General features: G+C 65.3%; 15 protein-coding genes. 9 read left to right on the plus strand and 6 right to left on the minus strand.

All coding sequences use genetic code 11. The features are described from left to right. Window positions 1–193: 193 nt before the first annotated feature. Window positions 194–1,468: an NAD(P)/FAD-dependent oxidoreductase gene (locus AAFG07_RS03865; RefSeq protein ID WP_342726095.1), complete on the minus strand. Its 1,275-nt coding sequence runs from the start codon at window positions 1,466–1,468 to the stop codon at window positions 194–196. 115 nt (window positions 1,469–1,583) lie between these two features. Continuing rightward, a complete protein-coding gene (locus AAFG07_RS03870; protein ID WP_342726096.1) occupies window positions 1,584–2,990 on the minus strand; it encodes an MFS transporter in 1,407 nt (468 codons plus the stop codon). A gap of 179 nt (window positions 2,991–3,169) precedes the next feature. Here AAFG07_RS03870 and AAFG07_RS03875 point away from each other — a divergent pair, with 179 nt between their 5' ends. After that, window positions 3,170–3,478: a hypothetical protein gene (locus AAFG07_RS03875; RefSeq protein WP_342726097.1), complete on the plus strand. Its 309-nt coding sequence runs from the start codon at window positions 3,170–3,172 to the stop codon at window positions 3,476–3,478. Between the two features lie 29 nt (window positions 3,479–3,507). After that, complete coding sequence (locus AAFG07_RS03880) at window positions 3,508–4,398, plus strand: RNA polymerase sigma factor (RefSeq protein WP_342726098.1); 891 nt, start codon at window positions 3,508–3,510, stop codon at window positions 4,396–4,398. A gap of 194 nt (window positions 4,399–4,592) precedes the next feature. On the opposite strand, the gene AAFG07_RS03885 is transcribed toward AAFG07_RS03880, so the two are convergent. Next, entirely contained in the window at window positions 4,593–5,135 is a 543-nt protein-coding gene (locus AAFG07_RS03885) for a hypothetical protein (protein ID WP_342726099.1), read from the minus strand. Between the two features lie 384 nt (window positions 5,136–5,519). Here AAFG07_RS03885 and AAFG07_RS03890 point away from each other — a divergent pair, with 384 nt between their 5' ends. The 5 genes from AAFG07_RS03890 (at window position 5,520) to AAFG07_RS03910 (ending at window position 10,334) form a co-directional block, all read left to right on the plus strand. Beyond that, window positions 5,520–6,692, plus strand: coding sequence for an ABC transporter substrate-binding protein (locus tag AAFG07_RS03890; protein WP_050426229.1), 1,173 nt, complete (start codon window positions 5,520–5,522; stop codon window positions 6,690–6,692). 287 nt (window positions 6,693–6,979) lie between these two features. Continuing rightward, window positions 6,980–7,897, plus strand: a complete 918-nt coding sequence (locus tag AAFG07_RS03895; protein ID WP_176533954.1) for a branched-chain amino acid ABC transporter permease — start codon at window positions 6,980–6,982, stop codon at window positions 7,895–7,897. Further along, window positions 7,894–8,841, plus strand: a complete 948-nt coding sequence (locus AAFG07_RS03900) for a branched-chain amino acid ABC transporter permease (protein WP_342726100.1) — start codon at window positions 7,894–7,896, stop codon at window positions 8,839–8,841. The genes AAFG07_RS03895 and AAFG07_RS03900 overlap by 4 nt, the downstream gene beginning before the upstream one ends. Before the next feature lie 4 nt (window positions 8,842–8,845). Further along, window positions 8,846–9,613 carry an ABC transporter ATP-binding protein gene (locus tag AAFG07_RS03905; RefSeq protein WP_342729047.1) on the plus strand — a complete coding sequence of 256 codons (768 nt, stop codon included), beginning with the start codon at window positions 8,846–8,848 and terminating at the stop codon, window positions 9,611–9,613. Further along, window positions 9,606–10,334 carry an ABC transporter ATP-binding protein gene (locus AAFG07_RS03910; RefSeq protein ID WP_342726101.1) on the plus strand — a complete coding sequence of 243 codons (729 nt, stop codon included), beginning with the start codon at window positions 9,606–9,608 and terminating at the stop codon, window positions 10,332–10,334. Before AAFG07_RS03905 ends, AAFG07_RS03910 begins: the two co-directional genes overlap by 8 nt. A 306-nt stretch (window positions 10,335–10,640) precedes the next feature. On the opposite strand, the gene AAFG07_RS03915 is transcribed toward AAFG07_RS03910, so the two are convergent. Both AAFG07_RS03915 and AAFG07_RS03920 read right to left on the minus strand, forming a co-directional pair. Continuing rightward, window positions 10,641–12,077 carry a glutamine synthetase family protein gene (locus AAFG07_RS03915; protein ID WP_342726102.1) on the minus strand — a complete coding sequence of 479 codons (1,437 nt, stop codon included), beginning with the start codon at window positions 12,075–12,077 and terminating at the stop codon, window positions 10,641–10,643. Between the two features lie 114 nt (window positions 12,078–12,191). Continuing rightward, window positions 12,192–13,550, minus strand: coding sequence for an aromatic ring-hydroxylating dioxygenase subunit alpha (locus AAFG07_RS03920; protein ID WP_342726103.1), 1,359 nt, complete (start codon window positions 13,548–13,550; stop codon window positions 12,192–12,194). Window positions 13,551–13,655: 105 nt separating this feature from the next. Here AAFG07_RS03920 and AAFG07_RS03925 point away from each other — a divergent pair, with 105 nt between their 5' ends. Further along, entirely contained in the window at window positions 13,656–14,438 is a 783-nt protein-coding gene (locus AAFG07_RS03925) for an IclR family transcriptional regulator C-terminal domain-containing protein (protein WP_342726104.1), read from the plus strand. A gap of 219 nt (window positions 14,439–14,657) precedes the next feature. Here AAFG07_RS03925 and AAFG07_RS03930 read toward each other — a convergent pair whose 3' ends face one another. Then, the gene (locus AAFG07_RS03930; RefSeq protein WP_223974998.1) at window positions 14,658–15,566 is read right to left on the minus strand and encodes a helix-turn-helix transcriptional regulator; all 909 of its coding nucleotides are present in this window, start codon (window positions 15,564–15,566) and stop codon (window positions 14,658–14,660) included. Window positions 15,567–15,734: 168 nt separating this feature from the next. On the opposite strand from AAFG07_RS03930, the gene AAFG07_RS03935 reads away from it, so the two are divergent. Continuing rightward, entirely contained in the window at window positions 15,735–17,267 is a 1,533-nt protein-coding gene (locus tag AAFG07_RS03935) for a benzoate-CoA ligase family protein (protein WP_342726105.1), read from the plus strand. Window positions 17,268–17,371: the final 104 nt, after the last annotated feature.

Consider the following 17,371-nt stretch of genomic DNA (forward strand, 5'->3'; position numbering starts at 1 on the left):
CGGCGCGCAATGGCACGCGCCACTCCATCTCCGTCATCCTGAGGAGCGCGGCACGCGCGTCTCGAAGGATCGACGGCTCGCGTGGCGCCGCGCGACGATCATGCCTGGTACGATCTGGGCCGTGCATACTTCGAGACGCGGCCAAGAGGCCGCTCCTCAGAATGACGGGGTTAAGGTTGAGCTCGCGTGAACGCTACTGCGCCACCTTGCTGCTGCCCTGGGTGATCAGCCGCGCGGCGCGCTGGTCGCGCGTGTGGATCCAGAGCCAGTTCATCGCCACCGCAATCCGATGGCGCACGCCGATCAGGAAATAGATGTGGGCGAGGCCCCAGATCCACCATGCCAGGGAGCCGCGCAGCTTGAGCCAGCCGAAATCGATCACCGCCTTCTTCTTGCCGATCTGCGCGAGGCTGCCGGCATGCTTGTAGCGGAACGGCGGCAGCGTCTTGCCGTCGAGCCGGGCCTTGATCAGTGCGGCGACGTAGCGCCCCTCCTGCTTCGCGGCCGGCGCGATGCCGGGCACCGGATTGCCGTCGGGACCCTTGATCGTGACCGTGTCGCCGACGGCGAAGATGTCGGGATGACCGGGCACGGTCAGATCCGGCTCGACCTGCAGCCGATGGGCGCGGTCGGCCGGCGCGTTCAGCCATTCGGCGGCGCGCGAGGCGCGCACGCCGGCGGCCCACACGATGGTGCGCGCCTCCAGCCTCTTGCCGCCGAACACGACGCCGTCGGCCGAGCATTCGGTGACCGGCTCGCCCAGCATCACCTCGACGCCGAGCTTTTCTAGCGACGCTTGCGCATAGGCCGAGAGATCGTCGGGAAATCCTGCCAGCACGCGCGAGCCGGCCTCGATCAACACCACGCGCGCCTTGCGCGTGTCGATGTGACGGAAGTCATGCGGCAGCGTGTCCTTGGCGAGGTCGGCGATGGTGCCGGCCATCTCGACGCCGGTCGGCCCGGCGCCGATGATGACGAAGGTCAGTAGCGCCGCACGCTTGTCGGGATCAGTCTCGCGCTCGGCGCGCTCGAAGGCGACCAGGATGCGCCGCCGCAGCGTGGTGGCGTCCTCCAGCGTCTTCAGGCCGGGTGCGAACGGCTCCCATTCGTCATGACCGAAATAGGCGTGGCGCGCGCCGGTGGCGAGGATCAGCGTGTCGTAGGGAATGCTGCCGCCGTCGTCGAGCTGCACCTGCTTTTCTGCAGCGTTGACGCCGCAGACATTGGCAAACAATGTCGTCACCTCGGGCCGGTCGCGCAGCAGATAGCGGATCGGCCAGGCGATCTCGCTGGTCGCAAGCGATGCGGTCGCGACCTGGTAGAGCAACGGCTGGAACAGATGGTGGTTGCGGCGGTCGATCAGCGTGATCTCGACCGGCGCGCCTGCGAGACCGAAGGCGGCTTCGAGCCCGCCGAAGCCGGCGCCGACGATGACCACGCGATGAGGTTTGGCCGGCGCTTGCGTCATCTGATGTCGCCCTCGGTTCCGAACGGCTTCGTCATTTCATTATGTAGTCATTCGCAGCCTCATTCCAACATGAAATGCCAGATCACCCGATAGCAAAACCCAATCGCGGCAAGCCTTACGCATCCTGCCGCGCGGTCGTGGCGACAACTCGTCGCCGCATCGGCAGGAACAGTCCCGCCACCGCGCCGGCGAATGACAGCGTTGCCGCAAGGCTCATCGCTGCAGCAAATCCATTGGTGAAATGTCCGGACGAATCGGCCGTGCCATTGGCGGAGAAGGTCGCCACCACCGCCGCGATGCCGAACATCCCGCCGAGGAAACGGCCCATGTTGAAGACGCCCGACGCCTTGCCCATCTCGCTGACCGCGACCGCGCTCAGCACCGCGTTCTGCGCGGCCGGCATCGCCATCGAGACGCCGACGCCGGCGAGCATCAGTGGTGCGACCAGCGCGGAGTAGGGCATCGACGAGGTGACGATCTCGCTGATCCAGCCGAGCCCGATCGCCTGCATCAGGAGGCCGGTGACGACGAGCGTGCGTTCGCCGAACCGGTTGACCACGGCGCCGGCGATCGGCGCTGTGACGAACAGTGTCGCCGTCCACGGCAACAGCCGTAGCCCGGCACCGAAGGCGTCGAAGCCGAGTGCGATCTGCAGGAATTGCGGCAGCAGGAACAGCACGCCATACATCGCGGCATAGAACAGCACGCTTGCGGCGATGCCGGCCGCGAACGGTCGGGCCGCGAACAGCCGCATCGGCACCATCGGGCTCGTCGCACGCAGCTCCCACAGCACGAACATCGCTGCCAGCGCCGCGCCGGCGATCAGCGCGCCCGTCACTTCCGCGCTCGCCCATCCGGCGCTGTTGCCGCGCAACAGGCCCCAGACCAGCGCCAGCGCCGCGAGTGCGACCAGCGACAATCCGGTGATGTCGAGCGGCGCCGTCGGACCAAAACTTTCCCGCAGGCGCGCCAGCACGAGGGCGATCGCAATCAGGCCGATCGGCAGGTTGATCCAGAAGATCCAGCGCCAGCCGAGATGCTCGGTGATGAAGCCGCCGATCGCGGGGCCGATGATCAGCGCGCATCCGGTGATGCCGCTGAAGATGCCGAGCGCGCGGGCGCGCTCCTCGCGGCCGAACGCGCCGCTCAGGATCGCCATCGCCAGCGGCATCACCAGCGCCGCACCTGCGCCCTGCAAAGCGCGCGCGGCGATCAATGCCGCGGCATCGCCGGCCAGCGCGCAGGCCGCGGAGGCCACGACGAACAGGCCGATCCCGGCTGCGAACATCCTGCGTCGCCCAAAACGATCGCCGAGCGCCGCACCGGTCAGGAGCAGCACCGCGAAGGTCAGGTTGAAGGCATTGACGGTCCATTGCAGCGTCTCCACGGCGCTGCCGAAATCGGCGCGAATGGTGGCGAAGGCCGTGGTCATGATCATGGCGTCCAGCGCCATCATGAAGGATGCCAGCGCGGTGAGGCCGAGCACCCAGCGCTGCTCGTTGCGCTCTCGAGGGGTCTGCATGGTCGTTCTCCGTTGGCGGGCCGCTGGGGCGCGGCGCGCTCGTCGAAAAGACGATCCGGGATAGGCAAAGGATGCGGCCGAGAATTATTTTTGCCGGACCGCATCCTTTCGCCGCCGGCAAACGTCCTTGGGTATGACGCGGCCGGTTCGGGCCGCAGAACCAGGCCAAGGAGGCTGCAATGAGACGGACCCTGATCAGGTACAAGACCAAGCCGGAAATGGCGGACAAGAATGCCGCGCTGGTTGCGGCCGTGTTCGCCGAGCTGAAGGCGGCCAACCCGGATGGCGTGCGCTATATGACCCTGCGGCTGGAGGACGACACCTTCATTCATATGGTCGAGACATCGGCCGATGACGGCTCGAGCCCGATCCCGAAGCTGGCGGCTTTCCAGACCTTCCAGGACGGCATCCGCGATCGTTGCGCCGAACCGCCGCTGGTTCGCAGTGCTGTGATTGTCGGAAACTATCGTATGCTGGATGCGCCGTGACCGGAGTGAACCGACTTGGCGGAGCGACTATGACGTCACCACCCCAGGCGCCGACCGATGTCGAGGCGCTGCTGGCGGCGATGCGGCCAAGGCTGCATCGCTACTGCGCTCGCATGGTCGGATCGGTCATCGACGGCGAGGATGTGCTGCAGGACGCGCTGATCAAGGCGATGGAAGCCTTCGCGCCCGCAGCCCCGATCCAGCATCCGGAGGCCTGGCTGTTCCGGATCGCGCACAACACCGCGCTCGATTTCCTCAGGCGGCGCAACCGCCAGGAAGCGCTCCACGCGCCGGAGGAGGTGGACATGATGGCCGGAGAGCTTGACGACGTCAGCCGCCGCGAGATCGCGGCAAGCAGCCTGCGCACCTTCATGCGGCTGCCGGTGGCGCAGCGCTCCAGCGTGATCCTGATGGACGTGCTCGGCTGCTCGTTGCAGGAGGTCTGCGGCATCATGGATTTCAGCCTGCCCGCGGTGAAGGCCGCGCTGCACCGCGGACGCACGCAACTGCGTGCGTTCGCCCGCGAACCGGACGATGCGCCGCGGCCCGGCCTGTCGCCGGCTGATCGTCTCAGGCTGAACGCCTATGTCGGCCGCTTCAATGACCGCGACTTCGATGCCATCCGCGTCATGATCGCCGATGACATCAGGCTCGAACTCGTCAACAAGACACGGCTGAACGGCAAGGCCGAGGTGTCACGCTACTTCGGCAATTATGCGAAGATCGACGACTGGCACCTGGTCACCGGACAGGTCGAGGGCCGTCCCGCGATCCTGGTGTTCGATCCGAACGCGCAGGGTGGGCCGCCGCGATCGTTCATGCTGCTTGACTGGTCGGCCGACAAGGTCGCGACGATCAGGGATTTCCGCCACGCGCCCTATGCGATCGATGGCGCCGAATGGGCGGTGGATCAGGGGTGACTGATTGCTGCTTACGCTGTGGCTCGATGCCATGCCACAAACTCGGTGTCGTCCCGGACAAGCGAAGCGCGATCCGGGACCCATAACCACGAATGGTCATTGGTTTGCGATGCTGGGGCCACAGCCTGCTTCGACAACTCAAGCCTGTGGTTATGGGTCCCGGCCTGCGCCGGGACGACGGTGAAGAGAGGCCGCTACCGCGTCTTGCCGCCGAACTCGCCTTTGGCGATGCGCGCGACGCGGCTGCCGGCTGCGGCGGGCGCGCCGCTTCTTTCAAACAGCCCGTCGCCGCCGGTCTCGCGCGGCAACGGCGGCGCTTCCTCGGAGCGGCCGCCCGGCCAGAACGTCAGGACGAGGTTCATCGCGGCGTTGGCGAGTGCACCGACCACCGTTCCGGTGTGCTGGTAGGTCAGCGCGTATTCGGGAAATCGTCCGGCAATGGCCTTGTCGAGCACGATGAGGGCAATCCATGCCGCCATCACACACACCGGATCCCATCCGATGTCACGCACCCGCATCGACTGCAGCATGAAGCAGGCGACGAGCATGCCGTAGAAAGCAATGATCAGCGCCGGGCTGTTCGACGCCTGCGCCAGCAGCACGTCCGTCCTGCCGCGCGGCACATTGCCCGTGATCCCATAGACCAGCATCACAAAGCCAAGGCCCACAACGAGGGTGCAGAAGAAAAAGGCCAACCGGCCCATCCGGGCATTGAAGCCGAAGATGTAATTCAGCATGTGACGCACCCCTTTGGGCCCAGCCTCGCCCGGTGATGCTTTCAAGACCATGAAGCCCGCGGCGCCTTTGCCGGCCCGTGGTTTCCGGGTGCTTTACCGGATCGTTAAAGCCTGCTGCTGTTCTCCTCGGTCTGGATCGGGCCCTGCGACAATCGTTGCCTACGCAACCGGCATTATATTTCTTGCAATGGTCGATTTGGACGAATTATGATGCAAGGTGCTGGGGTATGCGCCGAAGGTTCTAATCGAGGGCCGTCGGTTCATGCTTGCTGCACAATTGCGATCTCGCGCACAAAACACGTCACAGAACGGCGCGCGCAAAGCGTGACCCCCAGGCCTCGTGATCAAGCCTGGCGGGATCTTTGGTTGAGGAGGGGAGTGAATATGAAAAAGGCATTCTGGCTGGCAGGCGCCATGGCTCTGGCGCTCGCGCAGCCCGCGACGGCGGCTGACAGCGTCAAGATCGGCTTTGTCTCGACCTTCAGCGGTCCGACCGCCGTGATCGGCAACGACATGCGCAATTCGTTCGAGCTCGCGCTCGACCACCTTGGCCGCAAGATCGATGGCAAGCCGGTCGAGGTGATCTACGAGGACGACCAGCAGAAGCCTGATGTCGGCAAGCAGAAGACCGAGAAGCTGGTGCAGTCCGACAAGGTCGACTTCATCGTCGGCTACATCTGGTCGAACGTGCTGCTGGCGTCGCTGAAGACCGCGGTCGATTCGAAAACCTTCCTGATCTCGGCCAATGCCGGTCCGTCGCAGCTCGCCGGCGAACTGTGCTCGCCTTACGTGTTCTCGACCTCCTGGCAGAACGACCAGACGCCTGCCGCGATGGGCCTCTACATGAACCAGAAGGGCGTCAAGTCGGTGTTCCTGATCGGCCCGAACTACGCCGCCGGCAAGGACATGCTGGCGGGCGTGAAGAGCACCTTCAAGGGCGAGGTGGTCGGTGAGGAATACACGGTGTGGCCGAGCCAGCTCGACTTCTCCGCCGAGCTGACCAAGGCGCGGAACTCCAAGGCCGAGTCGATCTTCGTGTTCTATCCCGGCGCCGCCGGCGTCCAATTCCTGAACCAGTACGCCCAGGCCGGCATCAAGGCGCAAATCCCGCTCTATACCGCCTTCACCGTCGACGAATTGTCGCTGCCGCTGCAGAAGGACAACGCGATCGGCATTCCCGGCGCGCAGGAATGGGTCAACGACCTGCCGAACGCCGAGAACAAGAAGTTCGTCGAGGATTATCGCAAGAAGTATCCCGGCCTGCGCCCGACCTATTACGGCGCCCAGGCCTATGACGCCGCCCAGCTGATCAACAGCGCCGTCGTCGCGGTGAAGGGCGACCTCACCAAGAAGGACGCGATGAAGGCGGAGATGGAGAAGGCCAACTTCAAGTCGCTGCGCGGCCCGTTCAAGTATGGCAACAACCACATCCCGATCCAGAACTTCTACCTTCAGGACGTGGTCAAGGACGCTGACGGCCAGCTCTCGCTGAAGACGGTCGCGACCATCGTCAAGGACGACCAGGACAAATTCCACGACAAGTGTTCGATGAAGTGAGCGGCGGGCGCCTTTTGGCGCGCAGCTTGCTTTCTTCACCTCGCCCCGCCTGCGGGGAGAGCATAGGCCGCCTCCGGCGGCCGTTCTTGACGAAGGACGCCGAAGCGCAGCTTCGGCTATGCGCGAAGCAATCGGGTGAGGGGGACTCTCCACGAGTTCAATTTGCGGAGGCAGCCCCTCACCCCAACCCTCTCCCCGCAAGAGCGGGGCGAGGGAGAACACGCAGCGAGCAATGCGGCGGTGGGCATGCACTGCCGCTGTTTTTTTAGGGATGATGTAGACCCACAATGTATCTCGTCGTCGAACAATTGCTGAACGGCCTGCAATTCGGCCTGCTGCTGTTCCTGCTGGCGGCCGGACTGACGCTGGTGTTCGGCATCATGGATTTCGTCAATCTGGCGCACGGCTCGCTCTACATGATGGGCGCCTATTTCGCGGCGACCTTCGTGGCCTGGACCGGCAGTTTTGTCCTGGGCGCGCTGCTGGCGCTGGGTGCCACGCTGCTGCTCGGCATCGTGCTGGAATATGTCGCGCTCCGGCATCTCTACGGCCGCGACCATCTCGACCAGGTGCTGGCGACGTTCGGCCTGATCCTGTTCTTCAATGACGCCGTCCGGCTGATCTGGGGCCCGGCCGGCCTCGCGCTGCCGCTGCCGGCCTGGCTCACCGTGCCGGTGCAGATCATTCCCGGCGTGTATTATCCGGCCTACCGGCTGATGATCATCGTGGTCGCGCTGGCGGTTGCCGCGATGCTCTATCTCGTCGTGATGCGCACCCGCGTCGGCATGCTGATCCGCGCCGGCGCCTCCAACCGCGAGATGATCGGGGCGCTCGGCATCAACATCAAGCTGCTGTTCACGCTGGTGTTCGGCCTCGGCGCCGCGCTCGCCGGTCTCGCCGGGCTGATGCAAGCGCCGATCCTCACGGTGCAGATCGGGATGGGCGAGAACATTCTGATCCTGGCTTTCGTCATCATCGTGATCGGCGGCATCGGCTCGATCCGCGGCGCCTTCATGGCCGCGGTCTTCGTCGGTATCATCGACACGATGGGCCGCGCCTTCCTGCCCGACCTGCTGCGCAAGGTGCTGAGCGGGGCGGCGGCCTCGACCGCGGCGCCGGCGCTGTCCTCGATGCTGATCTATCTCCTGATGGCGATCATCCTTGTGCTGCGGCCCGAGGGGCTGTTCCCGGCGGCCAAACGATGATGCCCAAGCTCAACGTCTCCAATGCCGTTGCGGCGCTGCTGTGCGCCGCGCTGGTCCTGCTGCCGGTCTATTCGGCGGTGACAGGCAACATCTTCATCCTGACGCTGTTCACCCGCATCGCGATCTATGCGCTGGCGGCCGCGAGCCTCAATCTGATCATGGGCTATGGCGGCATGATGAGCTTCGGCCATGCCGCCTATCTCGGCATCGGCGGCTATGCCGTCGGCATCCTCGCCGCCGAGGGGATCGGTTCCGGGTTCATCCAGTGGCCGATGGCGCTCGCGGTCTCGGCGCTGTTTGCGCTGTTGATCGGCGCGCTCAGTCTACGCACCCGCGGCGTCTATTTCATCATGATCACGCTGGCCTTTGCGCAGATGGCCTATTACGTCGCCTCCGCGCTGTCGCGCTACGGCGGCGACGACGGGCTCACCGTCTACAAGCGCAGCGATTTCGCCGGCCTGATCAATCTGTCGGACCGCAACCAGTTCTACTACCTCTGCCTCGCCTGCCTGTTCGGCGGCCTCTATCTGATCTGGCGCATCGTCAATTCGCGCTTCGGCCTCGTGGTGCAGGGCGTCCGCTCCAACGAGCAGCGCATGCAGGCGATTGGCTTCCATGCCAATCGCTATCGCCTGGTCTGTTTCGTCATCGCCGGTACGATCTGCGGCCTGGCCGGCGCGCTGCTTGCCAACAACACCGACTTCGTCAGCCCCGCCGTGATGTACTGGACCCGCTCCGGCGATCTGATGGTGATGGTGATCCTCGGCGGCATGGGCTCGCTGTTCGGCCCCGTCGTCGGCGCGATCGTCTATCTCCTGCTCGAGGAGCTGCTGTCGCAATTCACCGAATATTCGGGACTGATCCTCGGCCCGGTGCTGCTGTTGATCGTGCTGTTCGCGCGCGGTGGCATCATGGGCTTGCTCGGGAGGATGAGCCGTGGTTGATCCCTTGCCAAATCCTTTGCTGCGCGTCGACAATCTGGTGCGCCGCTATGGCGGCATCACCGCGACCGACAACCTCTCGATGGAGGTCATCCCGGGTGAGCTGCACGCCATCATCGGCCCCAACGGCGCCGGCAAGACCACGCTGATCAGCCAGCTCACCGGGCAGGTGATGCCGAATTCCGGCACCATCTACTTCGCAGGCCGCGATGTCACGCACCTGCCGTCCTACAAGCGCAGCCGGCTTGGGCTGGCGCGCTCGTTCCAGATCACCTCGCTGCTGAAGGATTTCTCCGCGATCGACAATGTCGCGCTCGCGGCGCAAGCGCATGACGGTCACTCGTTCCGCTTCTGGGGCAATGCGCGCAAGGAGCGGCATCTGCGCGACACCGCGCGCGCGGCGCTGGAGCGCGTCGGCCTCGGCCAGCGCGCCGATATCGTGGTCTCGCAATTGAGCCATGGCGAGCAGCGCGAGCTCGAGCTCGCGGTCGCTCTCGCCACCAAGCCGCAGCTACTGCTGCTCGACGAGCCGATGGCCGGGCTCGGCGTCACCGAATCCGCGCGGATGGTCGCGCTGCTGAAGGAGCTGCGCAAGGAAGTCACCATCGTGCTGGTCGAGCACGACATGGAAGCGGTGTTCGCGCTCGCCGACCGCATCACGGTCTTGGTCTATGGCCGCGTCATCGCCTGCGGCGTGCCGGACGCGATCCGCAAGGACGAAGAGGTCAAGCGCGCCTATCTCGGCGATCAGCATGCGGTGACGCGCCATGGTTGATACCAAAACCGCTGAACCCCTGCTCGAAGTCGACGCGATCGAGACCTGCTACGGGTTGAGCCAGGTGCTGTACGGCCTGTCGCTGCAGATCAAGGCGGGAGAGATGGTCGCGCTGATGGGCCGCAACGGCATGGGCAAGACCACGACCATCCGTTCGATCATGGGCCTGACGCCGGCGCGATCAGGCGCCATCCGCTTCGCCGGCGAGGCGGTGCGGGGCCTGCCGTCGTACAGGATCGCAAAGCTCGGCATCGGCCTCGTGCCGGAGGGCCGCCAGATCTTTCCGAACCTCACGGTGCGCGAAAATCTCGTCGCCGCATCCGGCAATCGCCTTGGCGCCTCCGATCCCTGGACGATCGACAAGATCCATGCGCTGTTCCCGCGGCTCGCCGAACGCACCAGCAGTATGGGCGTCACGCTGTCCGGCGGCGAGCAGCAGATGCTCGCGATCGGCCGCGCGCTGATGACCAACCCGAAACTCCTGATCCTCGACGAGGCCACCGAAGGCCTGGCACCGTTGATCCGCGACGAGATCTGGAGCTGCCTGTCGATGCTGAAGGGACGCGGGCAGTCGGTGCTGGTGATCGACAAGAACGTCGGAAACCTCACCCGCATCGCCGACCGCCACTACATCATCGAGCGCGGCAAGACGGTGTGGAGCGGGACGAGCGAGCAGTTGGTTGCGGAGCCGGAGCTGCAGCACAAGTATCTTGGGATTTGAGGCAGGGTCTGCGCTCTACCCGACGTCGTCCCGGCGAAGGCCGGGACCCATTGCCACCGCTGTATGTGGGTATAGCAGGCCGGGGCCACAGCGAGGCAAATACAACACCCTGTGGTTATGGGTCCCGGCCTTCGCCGGGACGACGAGGCAAGGGCCCCAGGTCCGGTCCCGTCATCCTGAGGTGCGAGCGGAGCGAGCCTCGAAGGATCGACGGCCACCGGCCGGGCCGTGCATCCTTCGAGGCTCGCAAGTGCTCGCACCTCAGGATGACGGGGGCACAGACGCCTCCTGCGCCTTGTATTCCCCTCAAAACATCTCGAAATATTCGCGCTGCTCCCAGTCCGACACTTCGGCCTGGAAGCGTTCGATCTCGGCGTTCTTGATGTGGACGTAGTAGTCGACGAACTCCGGCCCGAGCGCGCCACGGAAGAACGGATCGTCTTGAAGCGCGAAGACGGCTTCGCGCAGCGACTTGGGCAAGAGCGCGGCCTTGGTCTCGTAGGGTGTGTCGGCGGACGGGCCCGGATCGAGCTTGCGGTCGACGCCGTCGAGGCCGGAGAGAATTTGCGAGGCCATGTAGAGATAGGGATTGGCGGCCGGCTCGCCGATCCGGTTCTCCAGCCGCGTCGCCGGATCGTTGGGGCCGCCGAGCACGCGGATCATGACGCCGCGGTTGTCGCGGCCCCAGATCGCGCGATCGGGTGCCAGCGAATAGGAGCGGTAGCGCTTGTAGCCGTTGATGGTCGGCGTCGTGAACACGGTCGAGGCCCGTGCATGCTCGATCAGGCCGGCCAGCCAGGTGCGGCCGAGCGCGCTCAAGGGCTCGCCCGCTTCCTTCGCCATGAAGACGTTCTCGCCGCTGGCGCGCGATACCAGCGACTGGTGCAGGTGCCAGCCGCTCGCGAACACGTTCGGCAGCTTCGGCCGGCACATGAAGGTCGCGTGATAGCCGTGGCGGCGCGCGATCTGCTTCACCGCAGAACGAAACAGCACCATGATGTCGGCCGGTGCAAGCCCCACGGTCGGCGCGAAGGTGAACTCGCACTGGCTCGGGCCGAACTCGACCTCGACCGTCCGCAAGGGCAGGTCGAGCGCGATGATGTCGCGGCGGATGATCTCGAGCGCCGGCTCCATCTGATCGTAGCGCTGCTCAGTCAGATACTGATAGCCGTGCGACAGCAGGCTGACCGACGGCGGCCGTCCGGGCTGGCCGGCATCCTCCGGCGCCATGTGGGCGTCGTCGAGCTTGAACAGATGGAATTCGACCTCGAGGCCGGCGACGAAATCGTAGCCGCGGCCTGCGAGCTGATCGAGCACCTTGCGATAGAGGTTGCGGGTCGCGAACGGCACCGGCCGTCCATCGCTGAAATAGAGGTCGCAGAGCAGCCAGCCCGTGTTCTCTGCCCAGGGCAGCACGCGGAACGTGGTGGGGTCGGCGACCATCAGCACATCGGCCGCGCCCTCCATCTCCTTCATGCCGAAGCCGCCGCCGGCGGTGAACACCGGAAACACCGTCTTGTGCGAGGTGTCCTTGGCGAGCATCGTCGTGGTGATCGAGCAGCCGCCCTCCAGCGAGCGCACCGCTTCGCTGGCGATCAGCGTCTTGCCGCGCAGGATGCCGTGCTGGTCCGGGAATGACAGCCTGATGACTTCGAGGTTCTTCTCCTCGACGATGCGGCGGAGGCGATTCGCGGCCTCCTTCTGCTCGTCCGACCACAGGCCGTGACGCTCGACGAAGCTCACTGCGTCACTCCTTTGTTGCTGTCGTTCCGGGATGGTCCGAAGGACCAGACCCGGAACCTCGAGATTCCGGGTTCGATGCTGCCGCATCGCCGCGGAATGACAACTTCACACACATCACTCCGCCGCCGTCAGGTGGTGCACTTTGCCGGCGATCTCGCGCGGCACCGGGGCCGCCCAGGGCGCGCCGCGACGCCGCTTGACGTCGACCTCCATCCAGTAGAGCTCCCAGCCTTGGGTCGGCCCGATGCCGTCCATCGTCGCGGGGCCCTGGATGCTGCGCGCGGAGGCGTCGTCGAGGAACAGCATCGGCGTCTCGCCGCCGCCGACCTTCTCGATCTCCTGCCGCAGCAGCCGGCGATATTGCACGATCGCCTTGTCGCTCTGGCCAAGATGCTCGTTGGTGCGATCCTGGATCGCGCCCATCGATTCCACAGCCCACTGGTCGTGGACGTTGATGTCGCTGCCCATGCCGGTATAGGTCTCGGTCGCCTGCTCGTGGGGATCGAAGCCGTAATCGTTGCTGCGGTTCTTGCGCGATTTGTAGTCGGGCAACGTATAGAGCTCGAGCCGCTGGTCGCGCATCTTCTGCTTGTCGACCGGCGCCGCGTAGCTGGTGAAGATCGCGTACCAGTAGCAGTTCTCGTCATCGACCGGCACGTGCCACTGCGTGATCGTCATCTCGGTCGACATCGGGATGACGAAGCCATGCGGGAACAGCTGGTTGGTGACGCGCACATGGGTGCGCTCCTCGTCGAGCTCGCGCAGCGCGATCAGGCGCAGGCCGTATTCGGTGTGCTCGACATTGATGATCGGCCGGTCATATTCGCGCAGGATCTTGGTCATCGGCATGTCGCTGCCGGCGGAGGCGCCGCGGAACTGCTTGCCGTAGGCGGCCAAGGTGTCCTCGTCCTCGAAGAAGCGATGCAGGAAGGAGGCGTGCGCCGGATCGATGCCGACCTCGAGCGCCTGCAGCCAGTTGCAGTTCATGTGGCCCTTGAACGCGAACGTATGGCTGTCGGGTGCGACGAAGCAGTCGAGCTCCGGAAATGCCGGCGGGGTGCCTTCGCCGAGATAAGCCCACAGGATGCCGCTCTTCTCGACCACGGGATAAGAACGTTGCTTGATACCTTTGCAGAGCTGCGATCCAACCGGCTCGGCCGGCGTCTCGATGCACTGGCCTAACGTGTCGAACAGCCAGCCGTGGAAGGCGCAGCGCAGCCCGCCATGCTCGAGCCGGCCGAAGGCGAGGTCGGCGCCGCGATGCGCGCAGTGGCGATCGATCAGGCCGTAGCTTCCGTCCTCGCCGCGAAACAGCACCAAATTTTCGCCGAGCAGCCGCACCGGCCGGACCGGGCGCGGCCCTTCCAGCTCATCGACCAGCGCCGCCGGCTGCCAATACATCCGCATCAGCTTTCCGCAGGGGTCCTTAGCCCCCGTGCGGGTGATCAGATCGTTCGCTTCCTGGCTCATCATGGCGGCGTCTCCCGAATTTGGATTTGTTCGCCTATTGAACGAATGTGCGAATTATGCCATGTCTGGTTTGGACAGCAAGCGCAATTTTTGAACCGTTCAAAGCCCATGCCCAAGCTGAAGCGGACCGATCAGGAGCGCGTCACCGATTTCGTCGAGGCGCTCGATCGCGGCCTGCGCCTGTTGCAGGTGTTCGGCACAGTTACGGGTCCGGCGACGCTGAGCGATCTTGCGCGCGCCGCCGATTTGCCGCGCGCCACCGCGCGACGCATCCTGTTCACGCTCGCGCATGGCGGCTTCGTCGCAACCGACGGCAAGCTGTTCACGCTGACGCCGCATGTGCTGACGCTGGCGGGCTCGTTCCTGCAATCCAACCAGGTGGTGACGGTGCTGCAGCCGGTCCTCGATCGCATCGCCACCGCAGCACAGGAGATCGCCTCGCTCGCACTGCTCGACGGCGACGACGTCGTGTTCGTCGCGCGCTCGAGCCCGACGCGGGTGTTTTCCGCCGGTCTCGATATCGGCTATCGGCTGCCGGCGTTCTGCACGTCAGTGGGCCGCGCCATGCTCGGCCGGCTCGGCGATGCCGAGCTTGCGGCACGCCTGAAGGCGATGCGCCGCGATCCCGTGACGCCGCAGACCACGACCGATCCGAAGAAGCTGCTCGCCACCATCATCGCCGATCGCGCGCAGGGCTACTCGCTGGTCGACCGCGAGGCCGAGCCGCATTTCCGTTCGATCTCGGTGCCGGTGCGCCGCTACGACGGCACCATCGTTGCCGCCATCAACATGGGCGCGCATGTCGATCGTGTTCCGGCGAAGGAATTGATCGACCGTTTCCTGCCGCTGCTGCGCGACGGCGCGGAGGATGTGAAGAGCCGGTTGCTTTAATGCGCCTGGGACGTGAGGTGAACCGAGCGGCCGCGGCATCGGAAATGCGGTCCCCTCTCCCGCTTGCGGGGGAGGGTTAGGGTGGGGGCTCTCTCCGCGAGTCGCATCGCGGAGAGAGCCCCCACCCGGATCGCATCTTTCGATGCGATCCGACCTCCCCCGCAAGCGGGAGAGGTGCAGCGAGGCTGCCGTTCGACCGATTCAACCTAACGTCGCGGCCTACAGCGCCACGCTGCGCAGCCCGAACGAGCGCGCCTCGTTCTGCAGCACCGGCCGCACGGAATCGATCAGCCGCGCGGCGGCGGCATCGACCGAGAGGCCGGCGGTGTCGACCACCGCCGATGCGCGAGCATAAAGCGGTTCGCGGCTGACCAGGATGTTGCGCAATTCGGCCATCGCCGAGCGATCGTCGGCCATCGGGCGCAGATCGCCCTGGCGGCGGACGCGGGCCATGTGCTCTTCCGGCTCGGCCTTCAGCCAGATCGTGTAGAACGACGACAGGATCAGGTCGAAGGTCAGCGCCTCGGAGACGATGCCGCCGCCGGTCGCCAGCACCATCAATTCCTTGCGCGCGAGCAGTTGCGTCAGCGCGGCCTGCTCCATGCGGCGAAAGCCCTCCTGGCCGTACAGCGCGATGATCTCGGCGACCGATAGGCCGTTCTGCGCCTCGATCTCCTTGTTGAGCTCGACGAAGCTCCAGCCGATCTTCTTCGCCAGCATCCGCCCGAGCGTGGTCTTGCCGGCGCCGCGCAGGCCGATCAGCGCGATGCCGGAGAACGAGGCGCCGCGCGGCGCCAGCGGGCTGCTGCCGGCGAGCATGTCCTTGGCCTGCGCGATCTGGCTCGGCGACGCCTTGCGCAGGAGATCGCGGATCACGGCCCAATCCGGGATCGGCTCGCTCGAGGGGATCAGGTCCTCGAGATGCGCGCCCATCGCGCCTGCGACACGGCGCAGCAGCACGATCGAAACATTGCCTTTGCCGCTTTCGAGCTGGGCGATGTAGCGTTCGGAAATGCCGGAGACCTTGGCGAGCACCTTGCGCGACATGCCGCGGAGCGCGCGCATGGTGCGCACGCGCTGCCCGAGTTGTTCGAGGAAGTCGGTTTCCGGATCGTTGGCTTCGGTCATGATCCCCGTGCGACGCGCGGTCCTGACTGAATCAGGTCCAATGGTCTAGGAAACATAATGCCGACGAGGATTGACAGCAAGCCAATGTGGTGGCTTTGTATGAATTATAATTCTTAAATCTTGACGGGAGAGGGCGGGCGCGGTGCGCCTGTGCCTGAGGAGCGGGCCATGACCTACAACGCAGTCTCCTGGCTGCTCGACCGCAATGTCGATGAGGGCCGCGGCGACAAGGTCGCGTTCGACGATACGGTGTCGCAAATCACCTATGGCCAGTTGCAGCAGCAGACCCGCCGCGTCGGCAACATGCTGTGCCGGCTCGGCGTCCGCCGCGAGGAGCGGGTCGCCATGATCATGCTGGATACGGTCGATTTCCCGATCGTGTTCCTCGGCGCGATCCGCGCCGGCGTGGTGCCGGTGCCGCTCAACACGCTGCTGACCGCGGAGCAATACGCCTACATCCTCAGTGATTGCCGCGCGCGCGTGCTGTTCATCTCCGAGGCCCTGCTGCCGGTCGTGAAGGACATCATCGCGGGCATGCCCGACCTCGAGCATGTCGTGGTCTCCGGCAAGGATGCGCACGGCCACAAGAAGCTGTCGGACGAGATCGCGCGCGAGAGCGACGTGTTCGCGACGGCGCCGACGCATGCCGACGAGCCGGCGTTCTGGCTCTATTCGTCGGGCTCGACCGGCATGCCGAAGGGCGTGCGCCATCTGCATTCCAATCTCGCGGCGACGGCGGAGACCTATGCCAGGCAGGTGCTCGGCATCCGCGAGGACGATGTCGGCCTGTCGGCCGCAAAGCTGTTCTTCGCCTATGGGCTCGGCAATGCGCTGACCTTCCCGATGTCGGTCGGCGCCACCACGGTGCTCAATTCGGAACGTCCGACGCCGGCGGTGATGTTCGCGCTGCTGAACAAATATCATCCCAGCATCTTCTTCGGCGTGCCGACCCTGTTCGCGGCGATGCTGAACGACGAGGCGACCAAGACGCAAGCCGCGGGCAATCGGCTGCGGGTCTGCACCTCGGCCGGCGAGGCGTTGCCGGAATCGGTCGGCAATGCGTGGCGCGCGCGGTTCGGCGTCGACATTCTCGACGGCGTCGGCTCGACCGAACTGCTGCACATCTTCCTGTCGAACGCGCCCGGCGACATCAAATACGGATCGTCCGGCCGTCCGGTGCCCGGCTACAAGGTGCGGCTGGTCAACGAGACAGGGGCTGACGTCGCCGACGGTGAGGTCGGCGAGCTGCTGGTTGATGCACCCTCGGCCGGCGAGAGCTACTGGAATCAGCGCGCCAAGAGCCGCGCCACTTTCGAGGGCGCGTGGACCCGAACCGGCGACAAATACACGCGCGATGCCGACGGCCGTTACACTTTCTGCGGCCGCGCCGACGACATGTTCAAGGTTTCCGGCATCTGGGTCTCGCCGTTCGAGGTCGAGAGCGCGCTGATCACCCATCCCGCGGTGCTGGAGGCGGCGGTCGTGCCGGAGGCCGATCCGGAAGGCTTGCTCAAGCCGAAGGCCTATGTCGTGCTGCGGCCCGAGAGCTCGGCCGAAGGCCTGCACGAGGCGCTGAAGGAACACGTCAAGCAGAAGATCGGCCCGTGGAAATATCCGCGCTGGATCGATGTGGTGGAGTCATTGCCGAAGACGGCGACCGGGAAGATCCAGCGGTTCAAATTGCGCGACGGCGCACAATAATGTTTCCACTCGCGTCGTCCTTGCGAAAGCAGGGACCCATACGCCGCGGCCTTTGTTTTGAGAGATGCTGTTCGACGGCTTTGCCGCAACAACTAAAGCCTGTG

Origin of the sequence: Bradyrhizobium sp. B097 (assembly GCF_038957035.1) — a bacterium.
Lineage (GTDB): Bacteria > Pseudomonadota > Alphaproteobacteria > Rhizobiales > Xanthobacteraceae > Bradyrhizobium.